Here is an 18620-nt window from a genome sequence, read left to right as displayed (position 1 = left end):
CATGCCGAACAGCTTCTGGCGCCGCCGGTCAATTCGCGAAAGCGAATTGACCGACGAGCTTCGCACGCACATGAGCATGGCAATCCGCGACGGCATCGCGCGCGGCGAGTCGCCCGAAGACGCGGAACGCAACGCGCGGCGCGACCTTGGCGATACCGTCACCATCCGCGAAGTGACGAGCGACATGTGGCCGCGCGACTGGGCGTCCGAGTTCGCCGGCGACGTTCGCTATGCCATCCGGAGCCTCACGCGCTTGCCCGCATTCGCGACCGCGTGCGTCGTGACGCTCGCACTCGGAATCGGCGCGAACACCGCGATCTTCAGCGTCATCAACGGTGTCGTGCTTCGGCCGTTGCCATACCCGAAGCCGCAGCAGCTGGTGCAGATCACGAGCCAGTTCCCGTCGATGGGCCTCGATCACTTCCCGCTCGATGCGGCCGAGTTTCTCGAGTTCCAGGAGCGAAACCGATCGTTCCAGTCCGTCGGCGCGTACGTCGTGAGCGCGGTGAACCTGGGTGGTGACGCAACGCCCATGCGCGTCACCGCCGCCATCGCATCGTCGAGCATGTTCGACGTGCTCGGCGTCCACCCGGCGATGGGACGCGCATTCACGAATGAGGAAACGCTCCCGAATCAGGCGCCGGTCGTCGTGCTCTCACACGAAGTGTGGCAGAGCGCGTTCGGCGGCCGCCCGATCGTCGGCAAGCAGATTCAAGTCGATGGCATGGCGCGCACGGTCGTCGGCATCATGCCGCCGGGCTTCGACGTGCACGAGCAAGGCGTGCAGGTGTGGGCGCCGCTCACGCTCGACCCGGCGCAGCGAAAGCAATACCGCGGCGGCCACAACTTCCTGCTCGTCGGACGACTCAAGGACGGCGTCTCACTCACACAGGCGCGCGGCGAGCTCACGCAAATGGTGAAGCAATGGAACGTCACCGACGGCGGCACGGTCGGAGCACAGTGCTGCGGCCCGGGTTTCGTGCACACGCCCGATCCGAAATTCCACCCCATTCGCTTCGACGATCTGCAATCGGACACCATCGGAGGCATAGGCCGCGCCCTATGGACGCTGCAGGCCGCGGTTGCGTTCGTCCTGCTCATCGCGTGCGCGAATCTCGCGAACCTCCTGCTCATGCGCGCCGAGACGCGCCACAAGGAGCTGGCAGTGCGCGCCGCGCTGGGCGCCGGCCGCGGGCGGCTCGTGCGGCAGTTTCTCGCCGAGAGTTTTGTGCTCTCGATCACCGGCGCCGTGCTCGGTACCGCGCTGGCGTACGTCGGATTGCGCACGCTGGTTCATGCGGCGTCGGCCGGCATTCCGCGCGCCGCCGGCGTTACCATCGACGCGCGAGTCCTGCTCTTTACACTCGGTCTCGCGCTGTTGACGGCGGTGGTGTTCGGTCTCGCGCCGGCGCTCCAGATGACTGCCGGCAACCTGGGGCTGACGCTGCGCGATGCAGGCAGCCGCACGACGGCGATCGGTGCGCGCGCACGCGTGCGCAGCGGACTTGTCATCCTGGAGATGGCGCTTGCGGTGATGCTGGTCGTCGGCGCGGGGTTGCTCGTTCGGAGCTTCTGGAATCTCATGCGCGTCGACGCGGGCTTCGATCGCACGCATCTCACGACGTTCCGCATCGCGCTGCCGCCCAAGGTGTACACTGATCCCGTTCGTCGCGTCGCGTTCTACGACAATCTGACGCGCGAACTGCGTTCCGTTCCCGGCATCGCCGCGACGACCGCGATGAGCGGACTTCCGCCACAGCGCTCGATCAACGCGAACGACACGGACATCGAAGGATACGTGCCCGCGCCGAACGGCCCGATGGCGAACATCGACTACTATCAGTACGCGCTGCCGTCGTATTTCACGACGATGCACATTCCCGTGGTTGCCGGCCGCGCGTTCGGACCGCAAGACGGTCCGATGACGGCGCCCGTCGCGATCATCAACCAGACCACGGCGCGCCTCTTTTATGGAAAGCAGAATCCGATCGGGCGTCGCATTCGGCCGGGCGGCGATTCAGTCTGGATGACGATCGTCGGCGTCGCGAAGGACGTGAAACAGGGCGGCGTCGACTCGAAGACCGGCACCGAGTTGTATCTCGACTACGAGCAGAGCCCAACGATTCGCCAGTACGCGCCGGCAAGTCTCAACGTCGTCGTCCGGTCGGATCGCGACGTCGCCGCGCTCGCGCCGGGAATTCGGAAAGTCGTCTCGTCGCTCGATGCATCGCTGCCGATCGCGCAGATGCGCAGCATGGACGAAGTCTTCGCGGCGTCCGTCGCACGACCGCAGATCCTCGCCGAGCTGCTCGGCACATTCGCGGTGATCGCGCTGGTGCTCGCGGCAGTCGGCACGTACGGTGTGCTCGCCTATTCGATCACACAGCGGGCGCGCGAGATCGGCATTCGCATCGCGCTTGGCGCGAGCGCGCAGAACGTGCGCCGCATGGTGTTGCGCCACGGACTGGGACTCGCCGTCGTCGGACTCGCGCTCGGCTTGCTCGGCGCGGCGGCGCTCGGACGCCTGACCTCGACGTTGCTGTTCGGCATCGCCCCCGTGGATACGATGACCTATGTCGCGGTCTCGGCATTCATGCTGTGCGTCGCCGGCGCGGCGTCGTTCGTGCCGGCGTTGCGGGCAACGCGGATGGATCCGCTCGAGGCGTTGCGCGCGGATTGACGCAACGGGCGATGTGACGTGTGCGTTTGCGGACAGTGCATCCCATCAGCGAACAGCGATGGGCACCGTCCGCCAACGCAACGCGTTGGTCGATACGCACTTCGTCACCGGGCGGCGCGGCACGCATCGTTCATTGAGACGCGGCATCCGAGCCACCTGAGGACGCGATGGCGTTCATGTCGATGTGGGGCCGTTGGGGCAGTTCTGCCGCGCAGGATCTGCGATTCGGCCGTCGACAACTGACTCGGACACCACTCGGTACGACAGTCATGGTCGTGTCGATCGCGCTCGGCATCGGCGTCGCGGCCGCGGTGTTCACGCTGGTCGATGTGATGCTGCTTCGGCCGCTCCCGTTTCCCATGGCCGAGCGGCTGGTGGTGCCGTTTCAGACCGTGAGCGTGAAGGCGCGCGCGCGACAGGATACCGTGGCGTGGACCTTCGCGCGATACGAGCTGCTGAAGCAAGCCGCCGCGGGCTTCGACGACATGGGATTCGCCGATTGGTCGGACGCGCTCGTCCGCCTGCCGAATGAGGACGATCATCCGATTCGTCTGGAAGCGATCACGCGTTCGTTGTTGTCGACGTTCTCGATCGAGCCAAAATTGGGACGATCGTTCGCCGCCGACGAGGATTCGGCGACACATCCGACGACGGTCGGGATGATCTCGGACCGTCTATGGCGCACCGCGTTCGGCGCGAGTCCGGGTGTCATCGGCACGACACTCGAGATCGATGGTTCGCCGGTGACGGTCATCGGCGTCATGCCGCCGCATTTCACCGGCTTCACCATCGGCGCCGACGCATGGCTGCCGGTGCGCATGATGTCGCGCATCGATCCGTCGGCGCGCTGGACCGAAAAGCTCGCCGGTCTTTCGGGAACTGTCATCGCGCGCACGAGTCGGGGCGTGACGCTCGATCGGGAGCGCGTGTATTTGCGCGCCGCGCTTCCACTCATCGATCAGATCGCGACCAATCGATTCGTCGCCGACAAGCAGGATCGCGGCATTGGCGTCGTCTCGCTCGCCGAAGCGCGCCGTCATCCGCTCGTCAAACCGATTCTCGCGCTGATGAGCGCGGCGGTGATCGGTCTCTTGGCGATCGTGTGTGCGAACATCGCGTCGATCCTGCTCGCCCGCGGCCACGCGCGCCGCGGCGAGATGGGCGTGCGGCTCGCGCTCGGCGCATCGGGCGGGCGAGTGGCGCGCCAGGTGCTGACGGAGTGTGCGTTGCTCGGATTCGTTGCGCTGCCGTGCGGAATTCTGCTCGGATCGTTCTGCGCGCAAGCGCTCGCGGCACTTCGGCCCGCCCTCCCACAAAACTGGGTGCTGCTGCGCGGCACGGATTTGCTCGCCGGCGCGTCGTTCGATCCGAACATGCGCGTCGTCGTCTTCGCGTCGCTCGTGACGATCGCGGCAACGCTGCTGTTCGGCATCGGTCCGGCGATCGCGGCCGCGCGTGTCGATGCGAAGGAGCTCATCGCGACGTCGGGCGATCTGCATGCGACGTCGCCGGTGAAGGGCCGGCAGTTGCTGGTCGCCGCGCAGATCGCGCTGGCGACGATGCTGCTGATCTCCGCCGGCTTGATGCTGCGCAGTCTCGACGTCCTGCTGCACGTCGACCTGGGATTTCAGCCAAAGGGCGTGTTGACGCTGCACGTCGCGTCGAACGATACGTCCGCGTCCGCGCGCATACGCCGGGCGGACTTCATCGCGCAGCTCACGACGATGCCCGGCATCACGTCAGTGGCGACGTCGGGTTGCGTGCCGTTCGACGTCGCGTGTCTCTATACGCTCGGCGTGCACTCGATCGGTGGCGTCGGCGGCGACCGACCGATCGAGGCCGAGCTGCACGGTGTGTCGAGCGGCTACTTCCGAACGCTTGGTATTTCGCTCGTCGGCGGACGCACGTTCGTCGATGCCGACACGATGGGCGATCATCCCGTGGCCGTGATCGGCGAGACGATGGCGCGCGAGTTGTACGGCGACCGTTCTCCGGTCGGCAAGGCGCTGGCGCTCGATCAACCGAATGCGCGGCCGATGACGATCGTCGGCGTCGTGCGCGACGTGCGATTCCGCTCGGTCGATGCGGCGCGTTCGCCGGCGGTGTACACGCTGCAATCCGAAGATCAGCAATCGCCCCGCTTCGGCGCGACGCTCCTGGTGCGAACGAGCATGAGCGGCCCGGCCGTCGCGACGACCGTGTCGCGCGCGGCGCAGGCGAGCGCGGTGCCGATGTCGCTGTCGAGCGTGCGGATGCTCGACGAGATCGTGAGCGCGGAGATGTCGGCGACGCGCGTCGTCGCGGTCCTCCTGCTCGGCTTCGCCCTCACGGCGCTCGCGCTGGCGAGTCTCGGTGTGTATGGCGTCGTTGCGTTCGTGGTGTCGCAGCGCAGCAAGGAGCTGGGGTTGCGTCTCGTGCTTGGCGCGGACGAGCGAACGCTGCTGTGGTCGACGGTCGGACGTGGCGCGATGGTCGTCGCCATCGGCTTGGGGAGTGGCGCGCTGGTGGCGATCGGAACGTCGCGACTGGTGGCGTCGTTCCTGTTCGGGATCAAGTCGCTGGATGCGACGACCTATGTCGCGGCGCTCGCGATCGTGGGCGTGGTGGGTGTCGTGGCGACGTTCCTGCCGGCGAGACGGATCATGCGGATCGACGCGGGGATGTCGTTGCGAGGCTGAACAGCGACCACGGCGATACATTTTTCGCGTATCAAGCGAGAGACCCAGCCGAGTATGGCCGCACCCAAAACACCACAGAATCTGCCGGTGAGTTCAACGGGCAGGGTCGCTTCGACGCCGTGAACGGCGGCGGCTCGGCCGGAGACACGGCGTTCGGCGGCGGTTTCGGCGCGAAGCTGCAGCGGCTCGGTCGCGAGTCCCTCGTATACGGGCTCAGCTCGATCGTCGGCCGGTTATTGAGCTACCTGCTGCAGCCGTACTACGCGCATCATTTCGATCCCGCGCAGAACGGGGTTCAGAGCGTCGTCTACTCGTACATCCCCATCGTTTCGATCGCGCTGTATCTCGGGATGGACGTGGCGTACATGCGGAATAGCGCGTCATCGCGCGCCGATCTTCGCGAGCGGCAACGCGTGTTCACCATGTCGTTCGGAATGGTCGTTGTGATCGGCGGCGCGATCACGGCGATCGTGCTGCTCGCGGCCCCGTGGTTGTCGGGCGCGGCGCGGCTCGACGCAGCCTCCATTCGATACACGATGGCCATCGTGTACTCCGATGCGCTGCTCGCGGTGCCGTATGCGCATTTGCGAATGACGAATCGCTCATGGCGGTATGCGATCCTGCGGCTTCTCTTCGTCGTCATCAGCGTGGCGCTCAACATCGTCCTGATCGGGCGGCTGCACTGGGGTGTGCAAGCAATTTTCCTGGCGAACGTCGTTGCGAACCTGTCGGTGCTCGCGCTCTTCCTGGCCGAGATCGGCCGGCTGACGCGGCCGGCGCTTCTGCGGGGCGCACCATGGAAAGCGCTCTGGAAGTACGCCCTGCCGATCATGCCCGCCATGCTCGCCGTCATGCTCGTCGAGAACGGCGATCGGATCGTGCTCAATTATCTGCCCGAGGCGACGGCGCGTGCCGAGTACGGCATGTTGTCGAAAGACGTCGTTGGCATCTACAGCTTCAACTACAAGCTTGGAGTCGCGATGCTGCTCGTCGTGCAGATGTTCCGGCTCGCATGGACGCCCTTCTCCCTGCAGCACGCGGGCCAGCGCGGCGCACCGCAGCTTTACTCGCGCGTGTTGACCGCCCTGATGCTCGTGTGCGCCGCGGTGTTCCTCGGCGTTGCACTCCTTCTGCCGTCGCTCGTTCAGGTGTCGGCGGTGCATCGATACATCAAGCCTGCGTACTGGGTCGGACTGCCGATCGTTCCAGTAATTCTCCTCGGCTACGTGTTCAGCGGGATGTACGCCGTAGTGACCGCGAGCTTGTATATCGAGAGGACAACGCGCGAGCTGCCATGGATCGCGGGCGCGGGCGCCGCGCTCAATATCGCCATCTGCATCGTGGCGGAGTCGCGCTGGGGTATGATCGGCGTGGCGTGGGCGACGCCCGCGTCATTCGCCCTCATGGCTTCGCTCGGCGCATGGCGCGCGAACCGCGTCTACCCGGTGCCGTTCGAGTGGGGACGCATTGCACACGTCGGCTCAGTTGTGCTGGCGATTTTCGTGGCCGACCGACTTGTCGCTGCGCACGGCGTGGATCCACTCTCGGCATCAGGACTGGGGATCAAGCTGCTGCTCTTGTTTGCGCTGCCTGTTGCGCTCGTCATGACGGGGTTCTTCCGCCGAGGAGAGTGGGCAGCCGTGCGGGCGCTGCTGCCCTCACTGTCTCGAACGTGAAGAGGCGAGTGTCATGGACACTCGCCTCCGTCTGAGTTTTCCGATTCGCGGCGCCAGTCGGACGTCTTATGACTCCGACACCGGCAGCTCGATCAAATATCCAGATTCTTCACAAACTGCGCATTCTGCTCGATGAACACCCGGCGCGGCTCGACTTCGTCGCCCATCAGCGTCTGGAAGATGTGGTCGGCGGCCACCGCGTCCTCCAAGCCGACTTTCAATAGCGTACGCCGCTCCGGATCCATCGTCGTATTCCAGAGCTGGTCGGGATTCATCTCGCCGAGTCCCTTGTAGCGCTGAAGATTCACGTTGTGCTTCGCGTCGGGTCCGGCCAGACGCGCCGCGATTTCGTCGCGCTCCTGCTCGTCGTACGCGTAATACTCTTCCTTGCCGCGCGCCACGCGATAGAGCGGCGGCTGCGCGATGTACATATAGCCCGCCTCGATCAACTCCGGCATCTGCCGGTAGAAGAACGTCAACAACAGCGTCCGAATGTGCGCGCCGTCGACGTCGGCGTCCGTCATGATGATGATTTTGTGATAGCGCGCCTTGCCGAGCTCGAACTCCTCCTTGATGCCCGAGCCGATCGCGGTGATGATCGTTCGGATTTCCTCGTTCGACAACACCTTGTCGATGCGCGCCTTCTCGACGTTGATGATCTTGCCGCGCAGCGGCAGGATCGCCTGGAAGTCGCGGCGCCGCCCCTGCTTCGCCGAGCCGCCGGCCGAGTCGCCCTCGACCAGGTAGAGCTCGCACATCGCGGGATCGGTCAGCGAGCAGTCGGCGAGCTTGCCCGGCAGGTTGCCGACGTCGAGCGCCGACTTTCGACGCGTGAGATCGCGTGCCTTGCGCGCCGCTTCACGCGCGCGCGCCGCCGACACGGCCTTCTCGATGACGATGTTCGCCGAGCGCGGATGCTCCTCGAGATACGCGGCGAGCCACTCGTTGACGAGCGTCTTCACCGCCGACTCGACTTCGGAATTGCCGAGCTTCGTCTTGGTCTGCCCTTCGAACTGCGGCTCGCGAACCTTGACCGAGATCACGGCGGTCAGTCCTTCGCGCACGTCGTCGCCCGAGAGCGTGAAATCCGCCTTCTTGAGGAAGTTGCCCTTCTGCGCGTAGGTGTTGATCACGCGCGTGAGCGCCGACTTGAAGCCCGTGAGGTGCGTGCCGCCTTCGTGCGTGTTGATGTTGTTGACGAAGGAGAAGACGTTCTCGTTGTAGCCGTCGTTGTACTGCATGGCGATCTCGATGCCGACGTCGTCACGCGACGTCTCGACGTACATCACGTCGGCATGCAGCGGCTTGCGGGTGGCGTTGAGATGCGCGACGAACTCCTTCAAGCCGCCCTTCGCATGGAAGGTTTCGGATTTTTCCTGGCCGGCACGCTCGTCGGTGAGCGTGATCATCACGCCCTTGTTGAGGAACGACAGCTCGCGGAGGCGCATCGCCACGGTGTCGTAGCGATAGATGAGATCTGTAAAGATCGTGTGGTCCGGCTTGAACCAGACCTTGGTGCCCGTTTCCCGCTTCGGCACATCCCGCAGGATCTTCAGCTTCGTGGTGGTGTCACCCCGCGCGAAGTCCATGTAGTGCTCCTTGCCTTCCTGCTTGACCCACACCTTGAGCTTTTCAGAGAGGGCGTTCACGACCGAGACGCCGACGCCGTGCAGACCGCCTGAGACGGCGTAGCTGTCCTTGTCGAACTTGCCGCCGGCGTGCAGCACCGTGAGCGCGAGCTCGACACCCGGCATCTTTTCCGTCGGGTGGATGTCGGTCGGAATTCCGCGGCCGTTGTCGTCGACGGTGATCGAATTGTCTTCGTGAATCGTGACGCGGACCGTATCAGCGTGACCGGCGAGCGCCTCGTCGATCGAGTTGTCGACGACCTCCCACACCAGATGGTGCAGGCCGCGCTCCGACGTCGAACCGATGTACATGCCCGGGCGTTTGCGTACCGCCTCGAGGCCCTTGAGCACCTGAATATTGCCTGCGTCGTACTTGCCCTTGTTCCCGTCGTCCGCGGTCGATTTCGCCATTAGTCACCTAGAAAGTGCGCCATGAAAAGCAGTTTCTTGCAGCCCGATGAAAACCCGAAAATCGCGCTGTGTGCAGACCGAGGAATTTAATCAATTCTCACGCTGTATGCAACATTTTGTGATCTAGACAACCGATTGCCATACAAGGCTTTATCATCCAAGTAACCACCGAATTTTCCGGATCGGCACACGGTCGGCTTTCGCGTTCAGCGAACGCAACAGCTCGGGCTCCAGCAACGACAGCTCGTTCATCCACGCATTCGTCGTCACGTGCACGAACAACGTCCCGTTCGCGCTGATCGATTGCGGCGTCGTCACCGACGCGATCTGCGGACCCACCAGCTTCGGCCAGTCCGGAATGATCGCCGCCTGCTCGACGCGATCCGCCAGCCCGCTCTCACCCAACCAGCTCGCCACGATGTTGCCGATGGGCTCAGGGCGCTTTTTCTTGGGCGGTTGGGTCACGTGACTCCCTCGAACCATCCGACCCTCCCGTTTGCGACACGCAGCTTCGCCAGACTGGTGAGCTCGCTCGGAATATCACTCTCGCGCGGCACCGCGAGAATGATCTGCTGATCGCCACTCTCGCGCGTGAGCATCTCGAGAATCCGCGTCGCACGCCGCGCATCCAATTCGGCGAACGGATCGTCGAGCAGAAACACCGGCCGCCGGCCGAGCCGCTCGGTGAACGTAGCCGCCTCGAGCATGCGCAGCGCGATCGCGGCGGTGCGTTGCTGGCCCGCCGAGCCGAACGTTCGCAGATCGCGTCCGTCGAGTGTGACGCACACGTCGTCGCGATGCGGACCGGCGTGCGTGAGGCCGCGCTTGAGATCGATCCCACGCTTCGCCTCGAGCGCCCCCGCCAGCGCCGCGACGGGATCCTGTCCCGGCTCGATCGCGCTCTCATACGCCATGCGCACGTTCGCCGACTCGCCGATCTCGCGACACAACGCCTCGAAGCGCCGCGCAACCGACTCCACCCAAGCCGCACGCGCCGACCAGATCACCGCACCATGCTCCGCCAGCGCCGGTTCCCAGACAGCCGCGTGCGCGGCCACCTGGGAACCGGTCTTATTTGATCGGACCGCGTCACGCAGCGCCGCATTGCGTCGTGCGAGCGCCGCACGATAGCGCTGCAACGCCGGCAAATAGCCGCGCGTCGTGAGCGCGAGCATGATGTCGAGAAATCGCCGTCGCACGTTAGGCGATCCCGCGACGAGCTCGACGTCGTCGGGCGAAAACATCACCGACGGCAGCGCGCCGAGCGCATCGCTCAAGCGCTCGGGAATGGCGCCGTCGAGACGCACGCGCTTGCGCTTGCCCGCGCGTTCGAAGCCCACGCCAACTTGCCGCGCGCAATCTGTCTCGACGTCGGCCTGCAAATGAAACGCCTCGGCACCGAACCGAATGAGATCCCGATCGCGCGCACCGCGCGCCGAGCGGAGGATCTGCAGGTAGTAGATGGCCTCGAGCAGATTCGTCTTGCCTTGGCCGTTCTCTCCGATGAGCACCACGCCCTCGGGCGGCGGCTCGAGCTCCACGCGTTCGAGATTTCTAAAATCGCGAACGTCGAGCCGCACGAGCCGCGCGGTATCCCGCGCGGTCACATGCCCTTGAAGCTGGCGGCCCGCTTCTCGAGAAACGCTCGCGTCCCTTCGCGCTTGTCGTCCGTCGCGGCGAGCAACCCGAACGCCGTCGCCTCATAGGCGAGTGCTTCATCGAGTGTGATGTCGTAGCCACGATCGACCAGCTCGATGCAGTGCGCCACGGCGAGCGGACTGTTGCCGAGAATCGTCTCGAGCATCTTCTTCGCCGCGTCGAGAAGCTCGGCCGCGGGCACGACGCGATTCACGAGGCCGATGCGATACGCTTCCTGCGCGTCGATCATCTCGCCGGTCATCAGCAGCTGCAACGCGCGGCCCTTGCCGATGAGCCGCGCCAATCGCTGCGTGCCGCCGTAGCCCGGGACGAGGCCGAGCTTCACTTCGGGCTGCCCGAACTTCGCGCTATCCGCCGCGAGTCGGATGTGACAGGCCATCGCCAGCTCGCAGCCGCCGCCGAGCGAGAAGCCATTGACCGCGGCGATGGTGGGCTTGGGTGAATTCTCGAAGCGGCGGAACACATCTTGTCCGCGACGCGCGAGCGCCTTCGCCGAAATGGCACTGTGCTTCTCGAGCTCCGAAATGTCCGCGCCCGCGACGAAGGCCCGACCGGCGCCCGTGAGAATGATGCCGCCCACGGCGTCGTCGGCGCGCGCGGCGTCGATGGCCTCGCCCAACTCGGCGATGACGCGATCGTTGAGGGCGTTGAGCTTGTCGGGGCGATTGACGGTGATCGTCGCGATGCGGCCGGCGACGTCATAGAGGAGAGTGTCGTACATGGGGAAGAATTTACCGCTTCGGGCGGATGCGCGCGCGGCCTGATCCGCGGTAAAGATCTTGCCAATCGGGACCGATATGTCCCGTTGGATCCGCCGCCTTGGCACCAGGAAATCAGGGTTTCGGTACGTCGATGAGAGCGACCGGGCGGTGCGCGACAAGCGCACGCTCGAGCGCATCGACGCGCTGCGCGTGCCGCCGGCGTGGCGAGACGTGCACATCGCCGCGACCCCGCGCTCGTCGATTCAAGCGTGGGGATTCGACGCTCGAGGACGGAAGCAGTATCGCTACAATGATCGCGCGGTCGAGCGGCGCGAGCTTCGGAAGTACCATCGCGTGCGGCAGCTCGCGAAGGACTTGCCCAAGGTGCGTCGCGCGCTCCGTGAAGATGCGAAGCCGAACGCGCGCGCGCAGTCACTCGATGCAGACACGGTCGCCGCGACGGTGCTGCGCATCATCAGCGAAACGTTCTGCCGAATCGGCGGCGAGCGATACGCGAAGGAGAACGGCACGTTCGGCATCACGACGCTGCGCAAGTCGCACGTCGATCTCCTGGGCGGCACGGCGTGCTTCGAGTATCGCGGCAAGGGCAGCATCAAGCAGCGTCAGTTCGTGCACGATCGCGAGCTCGTGCGCCTCGTCGCGCGGCAGCTGAAGACCCCCGGGGCGGCGCTGTTTCGCTATCGCGAGGACGGGAAGTGGCACGTGATCACCGCGCGCGACGTCAACGAGTATCTGCAGCGTCGCGTCGGCGGATACAGCGCGAAGGATTTTCGCACATGGGGCGGCACGCTGCGCGCGGCAACCGTGCTCGCCGAGCTCGGACCGGCGCGCTCGGAGACGGAAGCGAAGCGCAACGTCGCGCTCGCGATGCGCCTCGTGTCGTCGGAGCTCGGCAACACGCCGACGATCTGCCGGAAGTCGTACGTGCATCCGATGGTGGTGGCGCGCTATCTCGACGATGGCGAGACGATCCCGCTCCCTCGAGCGCGTCGTACGGCGGCCAACCTCGGCCAGGCGCATTCGCCCGAGGAGCGCGCGCTCATCGCCTTCCTCGACAAGCATTTTCCGGAGCGACGCAAGGCGCCGCGCGCCGACGTTTAGTACGTTTCATTCATGGACGTCATCCAACCGGTCGCCTGGTCGAGCGACGGACAGGGCGTGCGGATTCTCGATCAGCGCGAGCTTCCGGGCCGCGAAGTGTATCGCGATCTGCGCAGCGTCGAAGAGGTCCATGACGCGATCCTGACGCTTGCCGTGCGCGGCGCGCCGGCGATCGGCATTGCCGGTGCCATGGGCATGACGCTCGCCGTGGACGGCGGCGAACGGTGCGTCGACGAGTTGATGATTCATCTCCGGCAAGCGCACGCACGCATTCGCGCGGCGCGTCCGACGGCGGTGAATCTCGCGTGGGCGGTCGATCGCATGTTGAAGACGGCGCAGCGCGCGCATGCCCAAGCGCGCGACGTGGCCGACGCTCTGCACGACGAAGCGACGCGTATTCTCGACGAAGATCGCGCGATGTGCCGCAAGATCGGTGAACACGGCGCCACGCTCATTCCCGACGGCGCGCGCGTGCTCACGCACTGCAACGCCGGCGCGCTCGCGACGGGTGGGATGGGCACCGCGCTCGCCGCGATCTACGTCGCGGTCGAGCAGGGCAAACATGTCGAAGTGTTCGCGGACGAAACGCGGCCGTTGCTGCAAGGCAGTCGTCTCACGGCGTGGGAGCTCAAGCGCGCCGGCATTCCCGTCACCGTGCTCGTCGACGGCGCCGCGGCGTCGCTCATGGCGGAGCACGAAGTCGACCTGTGCATCGTCGGCGCGGATCGCATCGCGGCGAATGGCGATGCGGCGAACAAGATCGGCACGTACGGCGTCGCGATCGCGGCCAAACATCACGGCATTCCGTTCTACGTCGCCGCGCCCACGAGCACGTTCGATTCCGAGACGCGGAGCGGTGAGGAAATTCTCATCGAGCAGCGGAAGCCCGACGAGGTGCGCTGCGGCTTCGGATCGCTCACCGCGCCGAACGACGTCGCGATCTACAACCCGGCCTTCGACGTGACGCCGGCGGCGCTCATCACGGCGATCGTGAGCGATCGCGGCGTGCACAAGCCGCCGTACTCGTTCGCATGAAGTACGTTCTGGCGATCGACGCCGGCACGACCGGCGTCACCTGCCTGATGATCGGCGCCGACGGCCACGTTGCCGGCCGCGGCTATCGCGAGGTGCCGCAGTATTTTCCCGAGCCCGATCGCGTCGAGCACGACGCGCTCGAGATTGTGGAGTGCGTGAAGCGGTCGGCGGCCGACGCGATGCGCGCCGCGAACGCAAAGCCCGAAGCAATCGGCGTTACGAACCAACGCGAGACCGTCGTCGTGTGGGAGCGCACGACGGGGCAGCCCGTACATCGCGCGATCGTGTGGCAGGATCGGCGCACCACGGCGCGGTGCGCCGAGCTCGCGCCGCGCACCGAGTGGATTCACGCGCGCACCGGTCTGCTTCCCGATCCCTACTTCTCGGCGACGAAACTCGAGTGGCTCCTGCGCGAGCATCGGCTGCTCGAGCGCTATCGTCCACGCGAGCTCGCCGCGGGCACGATCGACTCATGGCTGATCTGGCGGCTCACCGGCGGCGCGGTGCACGCGACCGATCACACGAACGCGTCGCGCACGATGCTCTACGACGTCAACACGAAGGCGTGGAGCGCCGAGTTGTGTGAGCTGTTCGGCGTGCCGATGGAAATGCTGCCCGAGGTGCGCGCGTCGAGCGGCGACTTCGGCGAGACGGCGCGCGACGCACTCGGTATCGAAGCGCCGATACGCGGAGTTGCCGGCGATCAGCAATCGGCGTTGTTCGGCCAAGGCTGTTGGACGCGCGGTGCGAGCAAGAACACCTACGGCACCGGGGCATTTCTGCTGCTCAATGCGGGAACGGAGCGTCCGGTGGGCGCGCCGGGTTTGCTGACGACGATCGCGTGCGATGAGCGCGGAAACCCTGTGTACGCGCTCGAGGCGGCGATCTTCATCGCCGGCGCGGCGGTGCAGTGGCTGCGCGACGGACTCGGGCTCATCGAGACAGCCGCCGAGACGGACGCGCTGGCGCGATCGGTGGAGTCGAACGGCGGCGTCTACTTCGTCCCCGCCCTCACCGGACTCGGCGCACCGTACTGGGAGCCGAACGCGCGCGGCACGATCGTGGGCATCACGCGCGGAACGGGTCGTGCGCATCTCGCGCGCGCGACACTCGAGGCGATGGCGTATGGAACGGCTGAAGTGCTGGTGAGCATGGCGGACGCGAGCGGAACGAAGTTCGAGCGACTGCGCGTCGACGGCGGCGCGACGACCAATGAATGGCTGATGCAGTTCCAGGCCGATTTGCTCGGCGTGCCGGTCGAGCGGCCGGATATGGTCGAGACGACGGCGCTCGGCGCCGCGGGACTCGCCGGGCTTTCGGCCGGCGTGTGGCGCGATGCGTCGGAGTTTCTCGCGACGCGCCGCTTCACGACGTTCACACCGGCGATGAGTCGCGCGGATGCCGAGCGACTCACGACGGGCTGGCGCCGCGCCGCCCGTGCGGCGGTGTCGTGGGCGCGCGATCGCGGGGCCGAGGAGCGGTAGCATGTCGGTAAAGTCTTCGCTCGCGCAGCATTGTCGAGCACTCGCCGATTGTCGCATGTGCGGACACGAATCGAACGTGGTGCCGATCGTCTCGAGCGCGACGTCGCCGAAGGTGATGCTGGTCGGACAGGCGCCGGGGCAGGTCGAAGCCGCGGGTGGCAAGCCGTTCGCGGGCCGCGCAGGCAAGACGTTGTTTCGCTGGTTCGAGCGAATCGGCATCGACGAAGCGACGGCGCGTCGTCGGATCTACATCGCGGCGATCACGCGATGCTATCCGGGACCGCATCCCGCTGGGCGCGGCGATCGCGTGCCATCGCCGGCCGAGCAGGCGTCGTGCGCCGTGTGGCTGGATGCCGAGCTACGAATTATTCGCCCAAAGTTACTAATTCCGGTTGGCCGCCTGGCGATCGAGCGATTCTTGCCGAAGCTGCCGCTCGACCAATTGATCGGGCGAGCGCACCAGGTTTCGCACGCGGGCGGCACGTCGCTCGCGATCCCCTTGCCGCATCCGTCGGGCGCGAGCAGCTGGATTCACCAGGACGATCATCCCGCGCTGCTCGAGCGCGCGCTGGACTTGATCGGCCGAGAGCTGGCCGTCAATGGTGTGCGCGGCGACCGCGCCAAACGAGGGGCAGCCTGATGCGAGGATTATTGTTGTTGTTCGCGTTGCACGGAACGGACGATCACCCCGGCGGCGATCGCTGGTTCTCGGCCGACAAGGCGAAGCACTTCTTCGCCGCGGCGTTCGTGCAGAGTGTGTCGTTCAGCGCGTTGCGCGCCGTCGGGGCGTCGCACGGCGCGTCGCTGGCGGGCGCGACATTTCTCAGCGCGGGGGTGAGCGTGGGCAAGGAACTGCGCGATCGCAAGACGGGCGGCGATCCGAGTCTCAAGGATCTCGCGTGGGACGCGGCCGGGATCGTGGCGGCGAGTGCGCTGTTGGGGCATACGCGCTAATCGTCAGTGAGTAGGCCGAACGCCCCCGCAGGAACCCGAACCCGCGCACGCGACATTATATTGTAGCTCTGTCCCACCGAGGCCTCACATGAAGCCACGATCGAAATTTCTGCTTGGCGGTGCGCTGGTGGTTGGCGTCGCCGGCTATCTGATGGCGAGCTCGATCCGCGAGACCGGGCAGTACTATCTCACGCCGACCGAGCTCTCGACCAAGCTGAAGGACCCCCGCTTCACCGACGTCGGCGTCAAAGTCGGCGCGCGCGTCGTGCCGGGCACCATTCAGAAGGCGCCGAGTGGAAAGGAGTACGCGTTCAAGGTGACGGATGGCGCGTATACGTTCCCGGTCGTGTATCGCGGCATCGCGCCCGACACGTTCGCCGACAGCGTGGACGTCGTGATCGGCGGCCGCATGGGCCAGGACGGAACTTTTCACGCGACCGAGCTATTGGCGAAGTGTGCCTCGCGTTATGAAAACGCGCCGGACGCGAACAAATACAACAAGTACAAACAGACACCGGGATACAAGGCGGGCAGCCGCGCGTGACGGTCATCATTGGTGAGTTGTCGCTGTGGGTCGCGTTGTTGATGGCGGCCTGGTCGATGACGGCGTCGTTTGCGGGGGCTCGCTTGCGGCGCGACGAGCTGGTGGAAAGCGGCGTGCGCGGATTGTACGCGACGTTCGCGATGGTGCTCCTGGCGTCGATCGGTCTGTGGACCGCGCTGCTGACGAAGGATTTTTCGATCGAGTACGTCGCGAGCAAGATCAGCTCGACGATGCCGAGCGTGTACATCTTCACGGCGTTCTGGAGCGGCCAGGCCGGCTCGCTCCTCTTCTGGGCGCTCATCCTGTCGATGTACGCGACGATCGCCATCGCGACGAGCCGCAAGTCGAATCGCGAGCTGATTCCGTACGCGACAGGCACGCTGGCCGCGATCCTCGTCTTCTTCATCGCCACGGACGCGTTCAAGGCCAACCCGTTCGCGCGGCTCGACTTCACGCCGCTCGACGGAAATGGAATGAATCCGCAGCTTCAGAATCCAGGTATGGCGATCCATCCGCCCAACCTGTATCTGGGCTACGTCGCGACGGCGATTCCGTTCGCGTTCGCGATCGCGGCGCTGTTCACGCGCCGGCTGGACGCCGAGTGGCTGAGTGTGGTGCGGCGCTGGACGCTGCTCTCGTGGTTCTTCCTCACGGTCGGCATCATGCTCGGCATGTGGTGGGCGTATGTCGAGTTGGGTTGGGGCGGCTACTGGGCGTGGGATCCGGTGGAGAACGCATCGTTCCTGCCGTGGCTGACGAACACCGCGTTCCTGCATTCGATCATGATTCAGGAAAAGCGCGGGATGTTGCGGAAGTGGAACGTCGTGCTCGTGGTCGTGAGCTTCCTGCTCTCGATCTTCGGCACGTTCATCACGCGCTCGGGCGTCATCGAGAGCGTGCATTCGTTCTCGCAGTCGCCGGTTGGGACGTGGTTCGCGTTCTTCTTCTTCCTCTCGACGGGCGTCACGATCTATCTCGTCGCCACGCGATTGCCGAACCTCGAGGCGAAGGCCGAGCTCGAGAGCATGGTGAGTCGCGAGGCGGCGTTCCTCTACAACAACCTGCTCTTGTGCGGCATCGCGTTCGCCGTCCTGTGGGGCACGGTGTTCCCGATCATCTCGGAGTGGGTCAAGAACGAGAAGATCACGGTCGGCCCGCCGTTCTTCAATACGGTGAACGTGCCGCTCGGGCTGCTGTTGCTGGCGCTGACGGGCGTTGGACCGCTGATCGCGTGGCGCCGCGCGTCCGTGTCGAACCTCAAACGGCAGTTCGCGTCGCCGGCCATCGCCGGCCTCGTCGTCGGCGTGGTGCTCTTCGCGCTCGGCATGCGCAACGGGTACGTGCTGGTGGCGTACACGCTGTGCGGGTTCGTCGCGGGGACGATCGTGCAGGAATTCTACAAAGGGATGCGCGCCCGCCAGGCGATTCATGAGGAATCGCTCATTACAGCGTTCATACATCTCGTGGGCCGGAACCGCCGGCGCTATGGCGGGTACATCGTCCACGCCGGCATCGTGATGCTGTTCGCGGCGTTCGCCGGCATGGCGTTCAAGAAGGAATCGGACATCACGATCAGGACGGGCGAGTCGTACCAGACGAAGGATCCGTACGGCCACACCTGGAAGTTCGTGAGCCAGGGCGTGTCGACCTCCGACCGGCGCGATCGCTCCGTGAAGGCCGCGACGCTCGACGCCTTCCGCGATGGCCGGCGCGTCGGCCTCATCACCGCCGAGAAGCGCCAGTACAAGGATGCGATGGGGAACGATCTCTTCAACGAGATCACCGAGATCGGTCTCAAGTCGCGGCCGCGGCAGGACGTGTACGTCGTCCTCACGCAGGTGCCAGACGCCAACACGGCGGAGATGCGCATCACGTTCAATCCGCTCGTGATGTGGGTGTGGACGTCGGGATTCCTGATGATGATCGGCGGCTTGATCGTCATGTGGCCGCAAGCCGAGCGTCGCCGTCCGCAGGCAGGGTACGCCGCGGTCATGCCGGCTCACGGCGCCGTGACCGCGGCAAGCGAAATGCCGGTCGGCGTATGACCC

At 65.6% G+C, this 18620-nt stretch carries 14 protein-coding genes; 10 read left to right on the top strand and 4 right to left on the bottom strand.

The annotated features are described in order from the left end of the window. Window position 1 precedes the first annotated feature (1 nt). The 3 genes from VN706_20180 (at window position 2) to VN706_20170 (ending at window position 7034) form a co-directional block, all read left to right on the top strand. Complete coding sequence (locus VN706_20180) at window positions 2-2680, top strand: ABC transporter permease (protein HXT17960.1); 2679 nt, start codon at window positions 2-4, stop codon at window positions 2678-2680. Between the two features lie 167 nt (window positions 2681-2847). Beyond that, window positions 2848-5358 carry an ADOP family duplicated permease gene (locus VN706_20175; protein ID HXT17959.1) on the top strand — a complete coding sequence of 837 codons (2511 nt, stop codon included), beginning with the start codon at window positions 2848-2850 and terminating at the stop codon, window positions 5356-5358. A gap of 119 nt (window positions 5359-5477) precedes the next feature. Further along, on the top strand, window positions 5478-7034 hold the full coding sequence (locus VN706_20170; protein HXT17958.1) for a lipopolysaccharide biosynthesis protein: 1557 nt from the start codon (window positions 5478-5480) through the stop codon (window positions 7032-7034). A 92-nt stretch (window positions 7035-7126) separates the two neighbouring features. On the opposite strand, the gene gyrB is transcribed toward VN706_20170, so the two are convergent. The 4 genes from gyrB to VN706_20150 form a co-directional block, all read right to left on the bottom strand. Then, window positions 7127-9073, bottom strand: a complete 1947-nt coding sequence (gene gyrB, locus VN706_20165; GenBank protein HXT17957.1) for a DNA topoisomerase (ATP-hydrolyzing) subunit B — start codon at window positions 9071-9073, stop codon at window positions 7127-7129. Window positions 9074-9226: 153 nt separating this feature from the next. Beyond that, window positions 9227-9538: a DUF721 domain-containing protein gene (locus VN706_20160; protein ID HXT17956.1), complete on the bottom strand. Its 312-nt coding sequence runs from the start codon at window positions 9536-9538 to the stop codon at window positions 9227-9229. Continuing rightward, the gene (gene recF, locus VN706_20155) at window positions 9535-10680 is read right to left on the bottom strand and encodes a DNA replication and repair protein RecF (GenBank protein HXT17955.1); all 1146 of its coding nucleotides are present in this window, start codon (window positions 10678-10680) and stop codon (window positions 9535-9537) included. The genes VN706_20160 and recF overlap by 4 nt, the downstream gene beginning before the upstream one ends. Then, window positions 10677-11453: an enoyl-CoA hydratase-related protein gene (locus VN706_20150; GenBank protein HXT17954.1), complete on the bottom strand. Its 777-nt coding sequence runs from the start codon at window positions 11451-11453 to the stop codon at window positions 10677-10679. The genes recF and VN706_20150 overlap by 4 nt, the downstream gene beginning before the upstream one ends. Window positions 11454-11529: 76 nt before the next feature. On the opposite strand from VN706_20150, the gene VN706_20145 reads away from it, so the two are divergent. The 7 genes from VN706_20145 to VN706_20115 all read left to right on the top strand — a co-directional run bounded on the left by VN706_20145 (window position 11530) and on the right by VN706_20115 (window position 18617). Then, window positions 11530-12555 (top strand): hypothetical protein, encoded by a 1026-nt coding sequence (locus tag VN706_20145; protein HXT17953.1) that lies wholly within the window; start codon window positions 11530-11532, stop codon window positions 12553-12555. Window positions 12556-12567: 12 nt separating this feature from the next. Next, window positions 12568-13590, top strand: coding sequence for an S-methyl-5-thioribose-1-phosphate isomerase (gene mtnA, locus VN706_20140; protein ID HXT17952.1), 1023 nt, complete (start codon window positions 12568-12570; stop codon window positions 13588-13590). After that, on the top strand, window positions 13587-15074 hold the full coding sequence (glpK, locus tag VN706_20135; GenBank protein HXT17951.1) for a glycerol kinase GlpK: 1488 nt from the start codon (window positions 13587-13589) through the stop codon (window positions 15072-15074). Before mtnA ends, glpK begins: the two co-directional genes overlap by 4 nt. A 1-nt stretch (window position 15075) precedes the next feature. Continuing rightward, window positions 15076-15714, top strand: coding sequence for a uracil-DNA glycosylase family protein (locus VN706_20130; GenBank protein ID HXT17950.1), 639 nt, complete (start codon window positions 15076-15078; stop codon window positions 15712-15714). Next, the gene (locus tag VN706_20125) at window positions 15714-16028 is read left to right on the top strand and encodes a hypothetical protein (GenBank protein ID HXT17949.1); all 315 of its coding nucleotides are present in this window, start codon (window positions 15714-15716) and stop codon (window positions 16026-16028) included. The genes VN706_20130 and VN706_20125 overlap by 1 nt, the downstream gene beginning before the upstream one ends. Window positions 16029-16116: 88 nt before the next feature. Next, window positions 16117-16572, top strand: coding sequence for a cytochrome c maturation protein CcmE (locus tag VN706_20120; GenBank protein HXT17948.1), 456 nt, complete (start codon window positions 16117-16119; stop codon window positions 16570-16572). Further along, window positions 16569-18617, top strand: a complete 2049-nt coding sequence (locus tag VN706_20115) for a heme lyase CcmF/NrfE family subunit (protein HXT17947.1) — start codon at window positions 16569-16571, stop codon at window positions 18615-18617. Before VN706_20120 ends, VN706_20115 begins: the two co-directional genes overlap by 4 nt. Window positions 18618-18620: the final 3 nt, after the last annotated feature.

Source organism: Gemmatimonadaceae bacterium, assembly GCA_035606695.1.
In the GTDB taxonomy this organism is placed as follows: Bacteria; Gemmatimonadota; Gemmatimonadetes; order Gemmatimonadales; family Gemmatimonadaceae; genus JAQBQB01.
The sequence above is the reverse complement of the archived record's forward strand: the minus strand, read 5'-3'. Positions and strand labels throughout refer to the sequence as shown.

What these genes read in the sequence shown, in the direction of transcription:
- VN706_20180 (HXT17960.1), top strand. Translation starts at nt 2, where the DNA reads ATGCCGAACAGCTTCTGGCGCCGCCGGTCAATTCGCGAAAGCGAATTG.
- VN706_20175 (HXT17959.1), top strand. Translation starts at nt 2,848, where the DNA reads ATGGCGTTCATGTCGATGTGGGGCCGTTGGGGCAGTTCTGCCGCGCAG.
- gyrB (HXT17957.1), bottom strand. Translation starts at nt 9,073, where the DNA reads ATGGCGAAATCGACCGCGGACGACGGGAACAAGGGCAAGTACGACGCA.
- VN706_20150 (HXT17954.1), bottom strand. Translation starts at nt 11,453, where the DNA reads ATGTACGACACTCTCCTCTATGACGTCGCCGGCCGCATCGCGACGATC.
- VN706_20145 (HXT17953.1), top strand. Translation starts at nt 11,530, where the DNA reads ATGTCCCGTTGGATCCGCCGCCTTGGCACCAGGAAATCAGGGTTTCGG.
- mtnA (HXT17952.1), top strand. Translation starts at nt 12,568, where the DNA reads ATGGACGTCATCCAACCGGTCGCCTGGTCGAGCGACGGACAGGGCGTG.
- glpK (HXT17951.1), top strand. Translation starts at nt 13,587, where the DNA reads ATGAAGTACGTTCTGGCGATCGACGCCGGCACGACCGGCGTCACCTGC.
- VN706_20130 (HXT17950.1), top strand. Translation starts at nt 15,076, where the DNA reads ATGTCGGTAAAGTCTTCGCTCGCGCAGCATTGTCGAGCACTCGCCGAT.
- VN706_20125 (HXT17949.1), top strand. Translation starts at nt 15,714, where the DNA reads ATGCGAGGATTATTGTTGTTGTTCGCGTTGCACGGAACGGACGATCAC.
- VN706_20120 (HXT17948.1), top strand. Translation starts at nt 16,117, where the DNA reads ATGAAGCCACGATCGAAATTTCTGCTTGGCGGTGCGCTGGTGGTTGGC.